At 59.7% G+C, this 16866-nt stretch carries 13 protein-coding genes; 5 read left to right on the top strand and 8 right to left on the bottom strand.

Features of this window, described 5'->3' with window-relative positions; translation table 11 throughout:
- Positions 1–4 precede the first annotated feature (4 nt).
- On the bottom strand, positions 5–1189 hold the full coding sequence (locus K0O24_RS02715; protein WP_219894295.1) for a cytochrome P450: 1185 nt from the start codon (positions 1187–1189) through the stop codon (positions 5–7).
- A gap of 186 nt (positions 1190–1375) precedes the next feature.
- Here K0O24_RS02715 and K0O24_RS02710 point away from each other — a divergent pair, with 186 nt between their 5' ends.
- Positions 1376–2035, top strand: a complete 660-nt coding sequence (locus K0O24_RS02710) for a TetR/AcrR family transcriptional regulator (protein ID WP_219894294.1) — start codon at positions 1376–1378, stop codon at positions 2033–2035.
- 31 nt (positions 2036–2066) lie between these two features.
- On the opposite strand, the gene K0O24_RS02705 is transcribed toward K0O24_RS02710, so the two are convergent.
- Both K0O24_RS02705 and K0O24_RS02700 read right to left on the bottom strand, forming a co-directional pair.
- Complete coding sequence (locus K0O24_RS02705) at positions 2067–4382, bottom strand: TonB-dependent receptor (RefSeq protein WP_219894293.1); 2316 nt, start codon at positions 4380–4382, stop codon at positions 2067–2069.
- 38 nt (positions 4383–4420) lie between these two features.
- Positions 4421–5026, bottom strand: a complete 606-nt coding sequence (locus tag K0O24_RS02700; protein ID WP_219894292.1) for a nuclear transport factor 2 family protein — start codon at positions 5024–5026, stop codon at positions 4421–4423.
- 100 nt (positions 5027–5126) lie between these two features.
- On the opposite strand from K0O24_RS02700, the gene K0O24_RS02695 reads away from it, so the two are divergent.
- Entirely contained in the window at positions 5127–6326 is a 1200-nt protein-coding gene (locus K0O24_RS02695; RefSeq protein ID WP_219894291.1) for a cytochrome P450, read from the top strand.
- Here K0O24_RS02695 and K0O24_RS02690 read toward each other — a convergent pair.
- The gene (locus tag K0O24_RS02690; RefSeq protein ID WP_219894290.1) at positions 6313–7374 is read right to left on the bottom strand and encodes a beta-ketoacyl-[acyl-carrier-protein] synthase family protein; all 1062 of its coding nucleotides are present in this window, start codon (positions 7372–7374) and stop codon (positions 6313–6315) included. The two genes, K0O24_RS02695 and K0O24_RS02690, sit on opposite strands and share 14 nt — an antisense overlap.
- Positions 7371–8408 (bottom strand): 3-oxoacyl-[acyl-carrier-protein] synthase III C-terminal domain-containing protein, encoded by a 1038-nt coding sequence (locus K0O24_RS02685; RefSeq protein ID WP_219894289.1) that lies wholly within the window; start codon positions 8406–8408, stop codon positions 7371–7373. The genes K0O24_RS02690 and K0O24_RS02685 overlap by 4 nt, the downstream gene beginning before the upstream one ends.
- A 451-nt stretch (positions 8409–8859) precedes the next feature.
- Here K0O24_RS02685 and K0O24_RS02680 point away from each other — a divergent pair, with 451 nt between their 5' ends.
- Positions 8860–9525 carry a TetR/AcrR family transcriptional regulator gene (locus K0O24_RS02680; protein WP_219894288.1) on the top strand — a complete coding sequence of 222 codons (666 nt, stop codon included), beginning with the start codon at positions 8860–8862 and terminating at the stop codon, positions 9523–9525.
- A 26-nt stretch (positions 9526–9551) separates the two neighbouring features.
- On the opposite strand, the gene K0O24_RS02675 is transcribed toward K0O24_RS02680, so the two are convergent.
- From K0O24_RS02675 to K0O24_RS02665, 3 genes are all read right to left on the bottom strand, one after another.
- Positions 9552–10325: a cyclase family protein gene (locus K0O24_RS02675; protein ID WP_219894287.1), complete on the bottom strand. Its 774-nt coding sequence runs from the start codon at positions 10323–10325 to the stop codon at positions 9552–9554.
- A 3-nt stretch (positions 10326–10328) separates the two neighbouring features.
- Positions 10329–11306: a fumarylacetoacetate hydrolase family protein gene (locus K0O24_RS02670; RefSeq protein ID WP_219894286.1), complete on the bottom strand. Its 978-nt coding sequence runs from the start codon at positions 11304–11306 to the stop codon at positions 10329–10331.
- 101 nt (positions 11307–11407) lie between these two features.
- Positions 11408–12823 (bottom strand): amidohydrolase family protein, encoded by a 1416-nt coding sequence (locus K0O24_RS02665; RefSeq protein WP_219894285.1) that lies wholly within the window; start codon positions 12821–12823, stop codon positions 11408–11410.
- Positions 12824–13254: 431 nt separating this feature from the next.
- Between K0O24_RS02665 and K0O24_RS02660 the strand changes: the two genes are divergently transcribed.
- Both K0O24_RS02660 and K0O24_RS02655 read left to right on the top strand, forming a co-directional pair.
- The gene (locus K0O24_RS02660; RefSeq protein ID WP_219894284.1) at positions 13255–15453 is read left to right on the top strand and encodes a TonB-dependent receptor; all 2199 of its coding nucleotides are present in this window, start codon (positions 13255–13257) and stop codon (positions 15451–15453) included.
- A 75-nt stretch (positions 15454–15528) separates the two neighbouring features.
- Complete coding sequence (locus K0O24_RS02655; RefSeq protein WP_246611108.1) at positions 15529–16824, top strand: flavin-dependent oxidoreductase; 1296 nt, start codon at positions 15529–15531, stop codon at positions 16822–16824.
- The last annotated feature ends 42 nt before the right edge of the window (positions 16825–16866 follow it).

The following is a 16866-nucleotide window of genomic DNA, read 5'->3' as shown; positions in this document are numbered from 1 at the left end:
GCCATCACCATTCCGAAGGCACGAGCTGAACGTCGAGCCGGCACAAGGTGCTGTCGGGCCAATCTGCTCTCTGCACGTTGCCACTGACGGAAAAGCTCTTCGTCATCCGGAGGAATTCCTCGAAGAACACCCTCAGTTCCATGCGCGCGATCGGCGCTCCCAGGCAGGTGTGAATGCCGCGCCCGAAAGCGAAATGGCGGTTCGCGCTGCGATCGATCTGAAAATCAGCGGGGCAGCGGAAGGCGCCTTCGTCGAAATTGGCCGCGCCATAGGCGGGCATGACTTGCGCCCCGGCCGCAATTGTCACGCCGGCCAACGAAACCTCAGTGGTCGTTTTGCGATTTAGGGCCTGGACGGGAGATTCGATGCGGAGGCATTCTTCAATAGCGTTGCGCAACAGGGCCGGGTCAGCCCTCAGACGAGCCTGCTCCTCGGGATGCTGGGCCAGCAGCAAGGTGCTGCCTTCGATCGCCGTCCGGGTGGTCTCGTGGCCGGCCATCAGGATGAGAACCATGATCTGGATTATCTCGGAATTGGTCAGACTGCGGCCTTCGACCTTGGCGTCCAACAGTCCGCTGACAAAATCTTCAGAAGGGTTTGCACGGCGAAGGTCGATGAGGTTCTGGGCATAATCCATCACCGGCTTCAGTGCGGCGAAGCGGTTCGAGACCATCTCGTCGTCGGTGACGGCTATTTCGGAAGCGACGAGGCCTTTCTGCGTTTCATGGATCATTTCCCATTCCGCGTCGGAAATGCCCAGAAGGTCGCACAGAACCTTGAGGGTCAATTCCTCGGCGATCGGGCGTAAGTCTCCGCCACCAGCAGCGACGAAGGGTGTGAGCAGCCTGATGGCATGCTGGCGCACGCGCGGTTCCAAGGCGGATGCGGTGCGGGCATTGATCAGTTGATTGAGGATGCGGCGGAAGTGGCTGTGGACCGGCGGATCGAGTTCGATCGGGATGGTAAGTTCCGGGCCGAACAAATATTGCGCGCTCGAGAACGTTTCCGTATCGAGCAGCACCTGCTCGACCTCGGACTGTCCGATGACGACCCATGCTTCTTTTCCGGGAGCCAGCGCGACCCGCTGCACCGGACAGGTGGCGCGTCGGGATTCATAGACAGGAAAGATGGCACCGTCCGGCGTTGCCTGCTGTGCTCGCCAGTCTGCCTGTATGTCCCATGTATCCATAAAGCGCTCCTCAGCCGACTCGGAACGGTCAGGGACACATTCCATTTATACCGTTATACGTTAAATGAACCATGGTTCAAGAACTGCATCCACTTGACCTAAGCTAATGATTGCCGCAGTCATGACCGGTGGAGGACGTCACGATCCGAACGCTGTCACCCGCGCGCGCTTGATCGAAGGATTTGGATGCCTGTCATAACCCCACCGGCCCGCCTTGCCGACCGCAGGCGGGAACTCGCGCGCAAGACGATTTTGGACGCTGCCCATGGCATATTGTCGCGCGATCGCGTCGAGGATTTCTCCGTGCGGCAGCTTGCCGCAGAGGCCGGCGTAAGTCCGGTCACAGTCTTCAATCATTTCGGCACCAAGCAAGGCATACTTCGCGCCCTGGCCGAGCGCGATCTGAGTGAAATTACCCGGCAGTTCGAAGAGCGCAGACCAGCTCACGATGTCGTTTCGCGTGCCATGACGCTGCTCGACGTCAGCATGGACGTCTACCTGGCCGAGCCAACGATCTTCAGGGCAACGCTTGCCTCGTTTTTTTTCGAGCGATCGGGCATAAACAAGATTGAGTTCGACACGAGGAGCGTGGGTTTGTGGCAACTTGCCCTCAACGAGGGGGAGGGCCTCAATCCCGACCTTCCGTCGACCGTGCGGGACCAGTTGCCCAAGCAACTGGCCATCACCTTTGCGGGCGTGCTGATGCTCTATTTGTCCGGAGACCTTTCGGAAGCGGAAATCGATCAGGCCAGCAAGCGGAGCTGCGGTCTGGCCATGCTGGGCTTTCTTGATGATGAGCACCGAGACAAGCTGGTGGGGATGCTTGCGAGCGCCAGTAAGATCTGATCCTCCCGGCGCTCGCACGTGGCCGACGCTGTTAGAACTTGTACTTCGCTGAAATAGTGATTTCACGCGGACGACCGATATAGCTGTAGTCGTATCCCGAGACCGAACCCAGAAAGCTAGTAATCTTGTAGGTCTTGTCGGTGAGATTGGTTCCGCTGACAGCAAGTTCCAATTTGGGTAGGGCTGCGGGCGTGAACGCAATCCGAGCGGTATACAGCGTGTACCCGGGCTGGGAAATTTCGGCAGTATTCAGGTTATCGAAGTAGACCTGGCTGCGATACGTCGCATCGCCATGGATGCGCACTGTCCCCAAGCCGCCGACCGATGTTTCATAGGTGGCACCAGCGTAGGCATTCCACCGTGAGATGTTTGATAGGCGGTCCGCTAGAGTGATTCCGGTCCGAACGGCGTTGGGCGAAATGCTCAGGTAGTGGTCGTCGATGTACCCCGCGTTGAGGTTGAGCGTCAGTCCGCGGACGGGAACCGCGGTAATTTCAGCTTCAAAGCCCTTGATGCGGGCATCGCCGCCGTTCTCGATCGTGCTGGTCGGCGCGCCGGTATTGGGATCGAGGAACAGGGTCGTCAGCTGAATGTCCTTGTACTTCGAAGTGAACAAGGCGAGGTTTGTCCGAAGCGCCCGGTCCAGCCAGTCGGCCTTCAGACCGATTTCGAACGTTTCGGCACGCTCGGGGCGGAACGGCTGATTGCCGACCGCAGCGTTGACATTGTTGTCCCGGCTGTTCCAGCCGCCGCTCTTGAACCCCTGCGAATAGGTGCCGTAGAGCAGGATGCCGCTGGTGGGTTTCCAGTCGATGCCCACCTTGGGTGTAAATGCCGAAAACGTGTCCTTGAGCCTGGTTTGCGGCACGAGGTCAAAACCAAGCTCGGTCACCGACACGCGCTTGTCATAGACTTTGTGATCGGACGTGTACCGGCCGCCCACGATCAGAGTCACGTTTTGGAGAACCTTGAAGCGCTCTTCAGTGAACACCGCATAGCTGCTGGTGCGGATGGCCGTGGCACTGACCTGTGACAGTGACAAGAACGGCAAGCCGGCTGGCGCTGCCCCCCGATAGATGTCGACGTCGGTACGATCGGTTGCACGCTCGTGGGAGTAGTATCCGCCCACCAGATAACTCAGGCGGTCCCCGAAAGTACTGCCGGTAAGCTGGATTTCCTGGCTGAACTGCTTGCTGGTTTCGTGCGGGCTGCTGTGGAAGACGGGGTAAGGCGTGCCATCGGCATCCACCGCAACATCGCTTTTGAGATAGCGATAGGCGGTGATCGACTTGACGGTGAGCCAGTCCGCCGCCTCATAGCTACCGTTAAGCGACAGCCCCCAGATATCGTGATTGTCGTAGGACGGACCAGTCGCGTAATTGTAGCGCAGGTTGCCTGTAAAGAAGCGCTGATCGAAGACCGTGCCTGCCGGCAATCCGAGGATTGGGTTGAGATACGGGGCGATGAACGGATTGTAGAGGTCTTCGCGGACCCGGAACCCCCCCGTCGGCACCGACGGGTATAGGCGGCTGATGCCACCAGCCGGGCCGTTCTGCCGTTGCACGCTATAGTCACCGCTCAACGTCAGATCGAGGCGATCCGATGGAGCGATACGCAAGGCGCCGCGGAAAACCCATTTGCCTTCGTCGCCCAGATCCTTTCCGGTTGTGAGCTGATGCCCGAAGCCATTGGCGCTGATCCGGGCAGCCGAAAGCTTAAGCCCTGCGGTTCCATCGGCCAGGGGCGCATTGACGTTGACGATGCCGTCGAACCGGCTGAAGCTGCCCGTGCGTGCTTCGATGTCGAATGCCGGACTTCCCGTCAGCTTGGGTTGAACGGTGGTGATGCTGATGGCACCACCGATCGTATTCCGACCGAACAGGGTGCCCTGCGGGCCCTTAAGAACTTCGATGCGCTCAACGTCGGTGATCGCCTGCATTCCACCCATGGTACGAGCCACATACACGCCATCCACATAGAGGCCGACGCCTGGGTCGTTGGGGAACAGGTAATCGGCAGCACCGACGCCACGAATGTAGGCTTGCAGCGTGGAGCCGCCGCCGAACGACGATGATTGCACGATGCTGAGATTGGGCGCCGTTGCGCCGAGGTCGCCAAGGTTGCGGATGCCGCGGTCGGCAAGCGTGTTCGCGCTGAGCGCGGTAATGCTGATCGGCGTGTCCTGCAGCCTGGTTTCGCGACGTTCCGCCGTAACGATGATGTCCTGAACGGCGCCGACGTCATTGTTCGTCGTTGCAGCCTCCTGCGCCTGTGCCATGACGGGCACGTTAAGTGCTGCGATGCTGGCCGTGGCAACCAGCCAAGTGCGGCGCGATAAAATGGTCATTATTGCCTCCCTTCGGATGTTGGTTTCGAGAACCAATGTTATTGCGATAATAAGTATGGAAATGGCGCCGCCTCAGGCGCGCGAACCCAGCCCCAATTGGGATCAAGCCCGACCTGGTCCATCGTCGCGACTATCTCCCATTCGACCCTGCTCAACTTCCAAATCCCGTCATTCTTGCGAAATCGGTTCCGGTAGGTTGATAGCGATGGCATTGCCCGGCGCTCGTCTAGGCCGAACCCCTTGCCCATGAAGGTGAAGCCCCAGGTCATCCAGGATCCCTGGGCGTGCTGGCCGTCGGTGTCGATGGCGATCATCGGTGTCGTCAGCGCGTGGGCGCCAAGCACATGACCATTGCTCCGGAAGACGTTCGTAAATTCGGCCCATTCTGCTCTGACTGCGTCCGGACCAACGCGGGGCGGATTGCCGCCATAGGAAATCGAGACATCAGGATCGGCCAGATCGAACAGCTCAAGGATCTGCTCGAATGCGCCCGCGCCAAGGCACATCATGTAAGCGGCCTGCACGTTCTGGATCGCCATCATGTCGGCAACCTGCGCTGCATCGATCCGGAACGTTGGAAATCTCACATTCATCTGCGTGTAGCCCTCTCCATCGCCGGGCGTCGTCGCGGCATTGTTGAGCATGTTATACTGCGCTATTTATCATATCGCAATATTGAAAGTGTATCATGCTACAGTTATATCGCGCTAGTGGGCGCCGGGAGGTCGCCTGAGAGGAGAGAATATGGACGAGGTTCGGGCCGAAGTGGCAGAGCAAACGTGGAATGTCTTCGGAGAATGGGCTGCGCTGCAGAACCGCGCCCCGATGCCGCTCGAGGAACTGTACGGTGCGGCTCGCGCTGCCTGTCCCGTAAAGCGGATCAGCATGCCCGACGGCTCTCCCGCCTGGGCAGTTCTCGGGCAGGCGGAAGTCGACAAAGTCCTGATGGATACCGGGCGATTTTCAAACGAGATGAACCAGTTCGGGCCCACCCGCATGATTCCCATGGAAAGCGATCCGCCGGAGCATACTCCTTATCGCCGGATCCTGAACCGGCTGATCGATACCAAGAAGGCCGAACAGCTCACCCCTGCCGTGCGCGGTTACGTCGGCGGCCTGTTGCAGCCGCTGCTGGATGCCGGCTGCGGCGATCTGCGACCTGTCGCTGAAGAGTTGACCTTGCGCGTGCTTTGTCGCTTGGTAGGTGTTCCGGATTCCGAATGGACCGTGATCCAGGAGTCTCAGGCGGGCCGCAAGCCGGGCGAGGTGGCCAACACGACCGAGGAGGCGGTCAAGCACCGCTTTGCAGCGCTTGTGCCGGTGATCGACTATGCCCACGGATTGATCGAGCAGCGGCGCGCCTCGCCGGAGGATGACCTCGTCACGGGTCTCCTTCAGTCCAAAATTGGCGACAGGCCGCTGTCCGACGACGAATCCCTGCAGATGCTGATGCTGGTGCTTCTGGGTGGACATGAAACAACCCGGTCCGCCTTGCTCAGCGCCGTGATGCTGCTGGCGCTTAACCCCGATGTGCAGGCCCGCCTGCGGGCTGATCCGAGCCTGATACCGCAAGCAGTGGAAGAGTGTCTGCGCATCGAAGGTCCGGTCCAGGGACTGTTTCGCCTCGCGACTGAAGACGTTGAACTTGCCGGACAAAGGATATCCCGCGGCGAGCTGGTGATGCCGTTTTTCGGCGCGGCCAACCATGACCCGGCCTATTTCGAACGGCCGACTCAGTTCGATATCGATCGCCCCAAGTCCCGCAACTATGCCTTCGGGCGGGGCACGCATCTGTGTGTCGGAGCACCGATCGCCAGGATGGAGATGCGAGTCTTTATAGAAGAACTGCTGGCACGCACTTCGTCATTCGCGATCACGGGTTCGTTCGAGCGCGAAGGCGTGCCGGATCTGAGCTTTCGAAGGCTGGAGCTTACACTGCGCTAGCAGGCCCAACCGGAAAACCTGGACCGGCTTCGATCAGCAGGGCGGCCGCCTGGCCGCCCTCACCGATGCCCGCAATGATGATACGGGCGCCGGCAGCTGCGCTTTGCCGAATACGATCCAATGACAACATCGGCCCGGCGGCGCCGGTCCAGCCCAGTTCGGAAAAGCGGTCGGCCGGTCGGGCCCAAGGCATCGCCGCGCGCAGGGCGGTCAGCCAGGTGCTCCCGGCACTGCCGAACGGTTGCCATGCCACCCAGTCGACGCTTTCGCCGGCGGCGTCTGCGTCCGACAGGGCTCCTGCGACCACACGCGTGAGCAGTCCCGCCGCGCTGCCCTCCATCCAGTCGAGCGCATCATCGCCGATGTCGACATAGGCCCCATGCATCACCTGCGCGGAACCTACTGGTGCAAATGGAGATAGCGTGCAGTCCCTTCGGTCCCGCAGGCGCGCCCCCATCATTTCGTACGGAGTGCCGTCGGTGGCGCTCCGGTATGCCAGCAGTTTCGCCATGTTACCGGTATCAGAAACCACGGCGGCGGCGACCGCATCGCCAAACATTGCGTAACTCGGATCCGTGGGATCGAGTAGGCCTTCGCCCCGGATGTCCCAAATCGCCGGAGCGACGACGAGCACCTGTTGGCATTGGCCAGCGGCGACTAGGTCTGCGGCCAGCCCAAGCGCGTCAATCATCCCGCAAGCGCCGTTTTGCAACGCCAGCGCCTGCACGAGCGGGCTTACGCCCAGTTCGCGCTGGATAAGGGTTGCGATCGGCTGACCGGTCGCACCGGTTTCACACGTGATGAAATAGTCGATATCGGCCGTGCCAAGACCGGCTTCTTGGATTGCCCGGCGTCCGCACTCGACCGACAGCACTTCCAGTGCATCCTCGGCTGTCGTACGAGCAGGTGCGCTGGGCGCCTCGTCGACGTAGAGCTTGCGCCGAGCGGCTGGCACAGCTTGCTCCAGGTATTTCAGGTTCGCGCGGCTCAGTCTCCGCGCCGGCAGGACTTTGCACAGAGAAGCCAGGCGAGGGGAAATCCTGGTCATTGGCACCACCGCATCAGGAGCGCAGGATTGGCTCCGCCAACTCCACTTGCGTGGAGCAGGGAGATCGTCCCCTCGGGGAGTTCGCCGCGTTCCCGCAAGATCGACAGGCTGATTGCCCCGTCGACGTTACCGGCGCAACCGAAACTGTCGAACGTATCTCGGAAAACCTCGTCCGGGATCCCGATGGCTTCGCCAGCGTGTAGCAGAACGATCTGGTTGCGCGGTCCCATCTGATGGTAGAATACGCTACCCAGTTGGTCGGGCTTGATCGCGGCGCTGTCCAACGCGCGTTGCATTCCGTCCCCCAGCATTTTCGCAAAATCTGCACCCATCCACTTCAGTAGTGCAGCCAAATCGCGGACGGCCCAGAAGCCTCGTTCCTCGCCGATCGCACCGGGTGGAGCAACCGCCGGGAAGGCACGATCACGCAACCGCATGCGATAATCGCGATGCAGTTCGCCTACCGCGAAAAAATCATAACCAATGAATTCGGCCTGTAGCGCCTCGGACGAGATGATGGCGGAGGCGGCCCCATCGCCAGCCCAGGCTGCGACGGGATCGGTGGGATCACCTTCTTTCAGCCCTTCCGTGGCCGCAACTACAAGGATTCGGCGGTAGCGCCCACCTTTGCAAAGTTGCCAGGACAGCCGCAGCGCATCGACGAAACTGGCGCACTGACTCTGGATGTTGAGAACCCGCACGTCCGCGCCCAGCGCCAGTTCGCGGTGCACATAGCTCCCGAATGCCGGATACCATTGCTGCCAATGCGCGACAAAGCTTGTGGCGACGACCGCGTCAATGTCAGACGCGGCCAGCGAAGCACGGCTCAATGCTTCGAGCGCGACCGTGACCGCGGCCTTTTCACTTGCCAGCGGGTCCGCTGCAAACCTTCGAAAGGAGGAGGGCGAATTGAACGTGGCTCGGAATTCAGGGGGGATCAGCTCGAACAGGTAGGCCGTGTCGGCGCGGGTCACGACGACTGGCGCTTCGAAATGAGCCAAGGACTGGATGCCGACCGGGGTGTTTTCCGGCATGGGGCCGGCAAGCCAGCTCACCATCAGGACGTCACCGGGGACGCCACTGAAACCTCACACCGCGCCGGACTCTGTGCGATGGCAATATCCAAGGGTGCTAACATCGGCGATTGCTCCTCGTTTATGCGCAATGGAGCCGCGTGCCTCGCTCGGTGCAGTCCGTTGGAAATCAAGTTTGTGAATCATGATATGAATAGTGTATTGCAATCCAGATGGCAAGTTTGCGTTAGAGCATGAATACAAAAACCGGATGACACGAATGCCTTGCGCGCCCTTTCACTCGCGTTCAGTCAGTTGGAGCGTAGATAAGGTTACTGCATCAGACAGCCGATTGCGAATTATGGTGCTGTTAGGTACCAAGGCCGCAAGCAGGCGCTATTCATCACTCGCAAGGATCGCGAACCTATGCTTCCGTCGAGAGACGCGGAGCAAGAAATTTTTGGGATTGTTCATGGCCACATCGACCACTCAGAGCTTGAAGCAGCGTAAGCAGCAGATGACGCGCGACGCTGTTCTCGATGCAGCCGAGAGACTTTTGCAAAACAGTTCTGACGCGGATTTTTCCATGCGCTCGCTGGCCGAAGCCGCTGGGGTAGGATTTACCACCCCGTTCAACTATTTCGGCAACAAGAATGCCATCTTGCGCGCGCTTGCCGAGAGGTACCTTCTCAAGATCACCATTGCGTTTGACGAGCTCAAGCTTCCTTCGAGTGCCTATCTGAGGGTCAGGGAAATGAGCAAATGCGGCTTCGAGGTCCTCATGCAGCAGCCTAGGACCTACCGTACGGTGGTGAGCGCCCTCAACCAGCCCCATCCCGAAGGGCCTGACATGCGTCATGGTGCGCATAAATTGTGGCTTCAGGCGCTGGGTGATTTCACTGGAATCTGCTCAACCCGCGTCGAAATCGCTCGCTGCATTTTGCCGGATCAGCTCACGATCTCGTTCCGGGGAATCCTTACTTTGTGGGTTTCCGGCGAGTTGACAGACTTCGACCTGGTACCCACTATGGCTGCCGCAATAGGAGGATTGTTCTTCGGGCTGGCTGACTCCGAAGAACTTCCGATGATCGAACGCGACATGCTCGAGGCCGACAGCATCATGCAGCACCGCGTGTGACCCCATGCCGCGCTTGGTGACCATGCTCAATCAGTGAACATGGCCACCGCGCGTGTCCAGCCGGCACCGGCGCCCTTAATCTTTACCGGGAAGCATATCACCTCGAACCCCGCGGCCGGAAGGCTCTCGAGATTGTGCAGTTTCTCCATCTGCCAGTAGGGGCGCACCTTTCCTGCCTTGTGCCCTTCCCAGATGATAGAAGCATCGCCGGTTTCGGCGAATTTCTTTGCCGTGTAGGTGAACGGCGCGTCCCAGGACCATGCATCGGTGCCGACGACCTTGACTCCCCGTTCGGTCAGATAAAGCGTTGCTTCCCGGCCCATCCCGCATCCGGTTTCGACGTAATCCGGTTCGCCATAGCGGGCACCCGCTGCGGTATTGACGAGGACGATGTCGAGTGGCTGAAGGCTGTGGCCGATACGCTTGAGTTCCTGTGCTACGTCTTTGTCGGTGGCAACATAACCATTCGGGAAATGCCGAAAGTCGAGCTTTACGCCAGGTTGGAAACAGTATTCCAGCGGCGTTTGCTCGATCGTCGCAGCCGGCTTTCCCCCGGCTGTTGAATGATAGTGCCACGGGGCGTCCATGTGCGTGCCGTTATGCGGATTGACCTGCAGCTCTTCGACAGCCCAGCCTTCATGGTCGGGCAAATCCTGCTGCCTCAGGCCGGGGAAGAAGGGACCGATTTGGTGAAAAGTGTCCTGATGCGCCCAGTATTTGATTTGCGGGCGATTCGGCGGTGGATCCGATGCGACATCGGTTTCGATACAGATCGAAAGATCAATAAAACGACGAGCCATGGTTCAGCCTCCCTTGGTGACAATTTGTTCGATGGCGCCAAACATCGATACCCCGTCCGCTCCAAACGCCTCAAGGCGAACGCGTTCGCCGAAAGCGAGAAAGGGTGTAGTTGGTTCGCCATTGGCGATCGTCTCGATGCTTCGCTGCTCCGCGATACAGGTCGAACCAACCTCGGCAAATGCGGCGTTTGACACAGTTCCCGATCCGATGATCGTTCCGGCCGACAGGCGGCGATTGTAAGCTGCATGCGCGACCAATTGATCAAAGCCGAAGGCCATTTCGGTTCCATTTGGTCGCCCAAAGTGCTGCTCGCCGCGATGGACCGAAAGATCTAGCCCGACGCGTGCGTCTCGCCATGCGGCACCAAGCTCGTCTGGAGTTACGGCCACGGGCCCAAATGCCGTAGCAGGTTTGGCGCGAATAAATCCGAATCCTGTACGCATTTCGGCTGGACCGAACGCGCGAAGGCTCCAATCATTGGCCAGCATCACCAGCCGAATGTGGTCCCGGGCGACAGCTTCATTTGTACCCATGGGAACGTCGTCGAGGACGACAGCAAACTCGCCCTCGAAGTCGATGCCATCGACTTCCGAGCGGAACAGTGCGTGTTCCGTCGGTGCGAGGGTGTGATCTGAAAAACCCTGATACATGAGAGGGAATTCGGGGAAGTTTGGTTCCAGGCCAAAGGCCTTTGCCATCAGGCGGGCGTGATTTGGAAATGCGGAGGCATCAAGCCATTGGCGCGGGCGCGGAAGGGGGGATTTCGCGGCCGTTGGGTCGAAGTTAAAGACGTCGTTGACTGCCCCAGTTTCCAGCGCCTCCGCCAGACGACGAAGGTCTGGCTCTGCTGCATCCCAGCGATCCAGCGCGTCTTGCAGCGTTTTCGCCAAATTTCCGGCAAAGACTGCACGAGACAGGTCTTGAGAAACGACCGCCAGTGCCCCGTCGGGGGACCCATTATCAATTGTTGCAAGTTTCATTGGAGGGCTTTCCGCTGTCAAAAAAGGCTGCGATGATTGGGACGAAGATCAGACGTGGCGGTGATTCCGCCAGCGCGGACCGGCTCTTTGTTCCAAGTGCATCACGCAAGATTAGCAAAGAAGGTGTTGACGACGCCTTCGACCAATGCGCGATCGACGCGCGCTGCCTGCGCAACAATCCGTTCGGATGATTCAAGCAGTTGGCTGCGCAGAGCAGGCCACGCGACTCGGGTCAGGATTCCGTCGCGCTTGTGAATCTTGCCTGCAACCATCACCAACGATACGTCGGCGGCGCTCGCGTTGAACACTACGGCTGCAATCGGATCGATCGTCGGCGTCATTCCGATGGAATCGGTGCGGACTAGGATCAGGTCAGCTTGCTTGCCTACCTCTATCGTGCCGATCCGGTGATCCAGGCCAAGGGCTTCGGCTCCGCCCAGAGTGGCGAGGCGCAAGACGTCGCGGGCATGAATGTCCAGCCGCCGCGGGGCTCGTCCATTGCGCTCATGCTCCGCGTTTACCTGTGCGCGGGCCGATTGAACCATCATGCGCATCTGCGAAAACAGATCGCCGGAATAGTTCGAAACGATGTCCACCCCGAGCGACGCCTTCACGCCAGCGGCGTTCGCACGGAAGCCAATCGGGTATCCCATGCCCATCTGCATTTCGGTTTCCGGCGTGCTGGAAAGTCCGGCGCCGGCGTCGGCGATCATTTTCAGTTCATCGTCGGTTAGGCTTGCACCGTGAACGAACAGGAATGTCTCGTCGAGCAAGCTCGCCTCATGCAATTGGCGGACGAATTGATGACCCTGATCGTAGGCACCCATCGCGACATGGCATGAAATTTTCCGCGCACCGATTTCACGAGCGAATTGCACATCGTGCACGATTGCCTCGAATGGTGAGGACTCCGGTTCATTGGGTGCAAGGCCAAGCTGGATCAGGCCGTCGTCGCTCGACAGGGCATCCTTTCGGAGACGACGTGCATCGTCGAAGCGCCAGCCCATGTCGAAGCTGATATCCAGCGGATTGTGGTTCGTCGGGTTGGCGAAGATGCCATAACAAAAGATCGAACGAATACCGGCGTCCGTAAGTCCGCGAATTGCCTCGTCACTATGTGCTGGGGAGTTGAGGATGTGGCAGTGATCGACGATCGTTGTGATGCCAGCGTTCAGCGCGTCGATCGCCCCTATCCGATTGCCCAAATACACGTCATCCGGCGTGTAGTACGTGGAAAAGGTCAGACGCATCTCGGCCAGATAATCGTAAAGCGACCAGTTGCCCGCTGTGGACCGCAGCTGCGTCTGCCAGATATGCCGGTGGGTATCGACGAAGCCCGGCATGAGAATGCCGCCCTTGGCGTCGATGACGTCAGCGCCTTCTGCTGCCAGCCCCTGTCCGATTTCTCGGATGACACCGTCTTCGATAAGGACATCGCCCGCAATCTCGCCCTGGCCGTCGACCATCGTGAGAATGCGTGCATCTTTTATGAGAATTGTCTGTCGCCCGGGCGTCATGCGCTGCCTTTCCTAGCTCTTCGCTAATTTTTCCATCGACGTTGCCGCCTGCGCCGCGACCGTAACCGGTCACCCAGGGACACTATCGTTCCGCGGCGAGTGCTTCGAATGACTCTCACCACAAGACATATCTTGATCTCATTTTCATATCGCGATATCAACTGGAAATTGTTGATGGACGCTGCCAGCGGCGAAAGTCGGCAGCCGGAAGGGTGTGGTGCTATGAAAAAGGGCTGAGGTTCAGTCATCTTGCCTTGGCGACCGACAGAGCGCACGCGCTCCGGCAGCAGGAGGCCGAAAGGCCGTTGGCGTGTTTTTTGCGCAAGTGCTGGTCCGGTAGCGGCGCAGCCAAGCTTAAGCACATGATCATTCCGATCCAGCGCGGTCGCCGCAATCGATAGCAGTGGCGTTATATTAAGAGGAGGAAAACAATGAATTCTGTGTTGAGAGGGATTAGCCTGTTCACGATCGGCGCGTTCATTTCGACGCCTGTGTTGGCGCAAGAAGCGCCTCAAAGCGATCAAGGCCTGACCGACATCATCGTTACGGCCCAGCGCCGGGATGAGAACCTGCAAAAGGCCGCTATCCCTGTCACCGCCGTGAACAGCGCAGTGCTGACTGCCGAAGTTTCGAGCGGCGAGGATCTGACCAAGCTTGTTCCGTCGGTTACCATCTCGGGAGCCGGCGGCGGTACCAACCAGACCACCATCCGCGGCATTGGCACGCTGGCTGGCAACGGACTGGCTGAGCAGGTCGTGGCCCTCAATCTGGACGGCGTCTATCTCGCGCGTCCGGTTGCCGCGAATGGCCTGTATTACGATCTTGAGCGGGTCGAGGTGCTAAAGGGGCCGCAGGGCACGCTGTACGGTCGCAATGCGACGGCTGGCGCGATTAACGTCATTTCCAGGAAGCCGATTTTCAAGAATGAGGGATACCTGGACGTTCAGGGCGGCAACTATAACCTGTACCAGGCGCAGGGCGCCCTGAATCTGCGGCTGTCCGATACGGCGGCGATCAGGATTTCGGGCCAGGGCATTCATCGCGATGGCTATTTCCGCGATGGATACAACGACCAGAAGCAATACTCTGGCCGCGCATCCATCCTGGTTGAGCCCAGCACGGCGCTCTCGCTGCAGCTGACGGCAGACTATGTACACTTCGGCGGCATGGGCGCCACCGGGACCTACATCAATTTCGTCCCACCATCCGATCCGTATGCGGGCGTGGTCAACCCGGTCGTTAACGCGATACGGGCAAGCGTGGTGATCCCCGGCCTGACGACGCCTGCTGGCCTCGCTCCCATCAAGGCCGATGGCTTCAATGCCACGAATCTTTATGGACTGACGGGCGTCATCAAGGTGGATACCGGCGCCGGCGAACTGACCATCATTCCCGCCTATCGCCGTTCGAACCTCAACTATCTGCATTACAACGCGGGGTTCCCAGTCGCTACGGTCGAACATTCGGACCAGAAATCACTGGAAGTCCGCTTCTCTACGCCTTCGGATAACCGCTTCAAAGCAACGGTGGGGGGATACTATTTCGACGAGAAGGGTGATTTCAAACTCGACGCATACGTTTTCGGCGTGCCGGACAACATCACTCTGTTCAGCCCGTCGACATCTCGGGTCGATCGGTACAATACAACGTCGCTCGCCATGTTTGGGCAAGCCACCTTTGACCTGACGGACACCGTTCGCATGATCGGCGGCCTGCGCTATACCAACGAGAAGAAGAGTATTCTCGGTGCAGCGGTCATCCCCTTTGCGCCTTCGCCGTTCGGCAACGTGCCGGTGGATGGCAACCTCGAGTTCAACCGGTTGAACTGGAAGGCGGGCATCGAGGCCGATATCGGTCCACGATCGCTGGTCTACGCAAACGTTGGGACTGGCTTCAAGGCGGGCGGCTTCTTCATGGCTCCGGCTCCCAACAACACCTATCGCCCCGAAAGCCTCGTTGCAGTGACGGTGGGTTCGAAGAACCGCTTCATGGACAACAAGCTCCAGATCAATCTCGAAACGTACTACTGGAAATACAAGGACAAGCAGACGACGCATCTCGTTGGCAATGACTTGGTCACCGAAAACGCCGGCGCGGCCACGCTCTACGGGTTTGAACTGGAAACGAGCTTGCGGGCATCGCGCGATGACCTTTTATCGTCGAATATCCTCTACAACCACACCAAGTACGACGACTACACCTTCCTGCTTTCGAACCTGTCCGCGTGGAACTGCCCTAGGGTCGCGGTTTCCGGCGCCAATGACAGGATCAACTGTTCAGGCAACGTCCTGCAACAATCTCCGAAGCTTTCGATCAATCTCAACTACGAACATAGCTTCAGGCTTGCCAGCGGTGCCCGCGTCGTTTTCGCGGCGGCAGGAACTTATCGGTCGGGCTACTGGGCCGGCGATGAGCAACTGGCCGGGCAACGGCAGGATGCATACGTGAAGGGAGATTTCAGTCTCACCTACAATGCGCCCGATGATCGCTTCTATCTCGGCGCCTATGTGGAAAACCTTGGGAATGAGGCCGTCAAATCGGGTTCGTTCGTCACATCGATTCTCAACCAGCCCATTGTCGGCCTCTATGCTCCGCGGACCTACGGCGTTCGCGCCGGGATCAACTTCTGATATGGCGATCCGGAGCAAGGGAAACCCGACCAACCAGGTGGCGCCTGCAATCACTCATGCCACGGAATATCGGAAATGAGGATGCCCGGCGGTAAGGTGATCATAACCGGAGGCGGCATTGCGGGGCTGTCGCTCGCGCTCACGCTGCACCAGATCGGCGTGCCTTGCGTCGTCTATGAGGGCGTTAGTAGACTGGCCGCGCTGGGCGTGGGTATCAACCTTCAACCTAATGCGGTGCGAGAGCTGGACGATCTTGGGATCGGCGAGACGGATCTTGATGCCGTCGGCCTGCCGGCGCGCGAATGGGCGTTGGTCGGCCTCAACGGCAAGGAAATCTACGCCGAGCCGCGCGGCAAGTTCGCCGGCTACAAGTGGCACCAGTATGCCGTGCATCGCGGCCGGTTTCACCTCCTGCTGGCGCAGAAGGTGGTGGAGCGGCTTGGCCCCGACGCACTGGTGCTTGGTCACAAGGTCACCGGCTATCGCAAGAACGCAGACGGGGGCGTCACCGCATTCGTTCGTAGCGAAGATGGCGTCACCCGCGAGGTGAGCGGAAGGCTGCTGATCGGCGCCGACGGTATTCACTCCGCGGTGCGCGCCCAGATGCATCCTGCCCAGCCGCCGATCCATTGGGGCGGCACGATCATGTGGCGCGGCACGGCCAAGGGCGTGCCGATCCGCACAGGGTCCTCGTTCATTGGCCTTGGCACCGATCGCCACCGTGTCGTGCTCTACCCCATTTCGCATGCCAATGACGATGGTCTCGCCGATATCAACTGGATCGCGGAGCAGACCTTCGACACGGATCACGATTGGCAGAAGTCCGGCTGGTTTCGTCCCGTGGCATCGGCCGAATTCGCGCATGAATTCGACGGCTTCGTCTACGACTGGTTGAACCTTCCGGCGCTGCTGGCCAAGTCCGATTGTGCCTATGAAAACCCGATGATTGATCGCGAGCCTCTGCCGACCTGGGTCGATGGCCCGGTGGCCCTGGTGGGCGATGCCGCCCAGGCCATGTATCCGACCGGGTCCAACGGGGCGACCCAAGCGATCATCGGCGGCCGGGTGATGGCGCGGATCATGCTGGACAAGGGTGTGACCCCGGCGGCGCTCGCCGCCTATGACGCGGAACTGTGCGGTCCGGTCGGCCAGCTGGCGCTGCGCAACCGCGAGGCAGGTCCATTCGGCCTGCTGCGCATGGTCGACGAACGCTGCGGCGGCCAGTTCGACGATATCGACGCGGTGATCCCGGCCGAGGAACGTAGACAGTTCATGCTTGCCTACCAGAAGGCTGCAGGCTTCGCCAAGGAACAGCTCAACGCGGCTCCACGGATAGTCCCGAAGGGCGCACGGGCCGAGCTGGCGGAGTAAGGGCAGGCCGCGTGACCCCGTTCGGACGGTCACCAGCTTTCT

The sequence above is a fragment of the Aquisediminimonas profunda genome (assembly GCF_019443285.1).
Taxonomy (GTDB): domain Bacteria; phylum Pseudomonadota; class Alphaproteobacteria; order Sphingomonadales; family Sphingomonadaceae; genus Aquisediminimonas; species Aquisediminimonas profunda.
The sequence above is the reverse complement of the archived record's forward strand: the minus strand, read 5'-3'. Positions and strand labels throughout refer to the sequence as shown.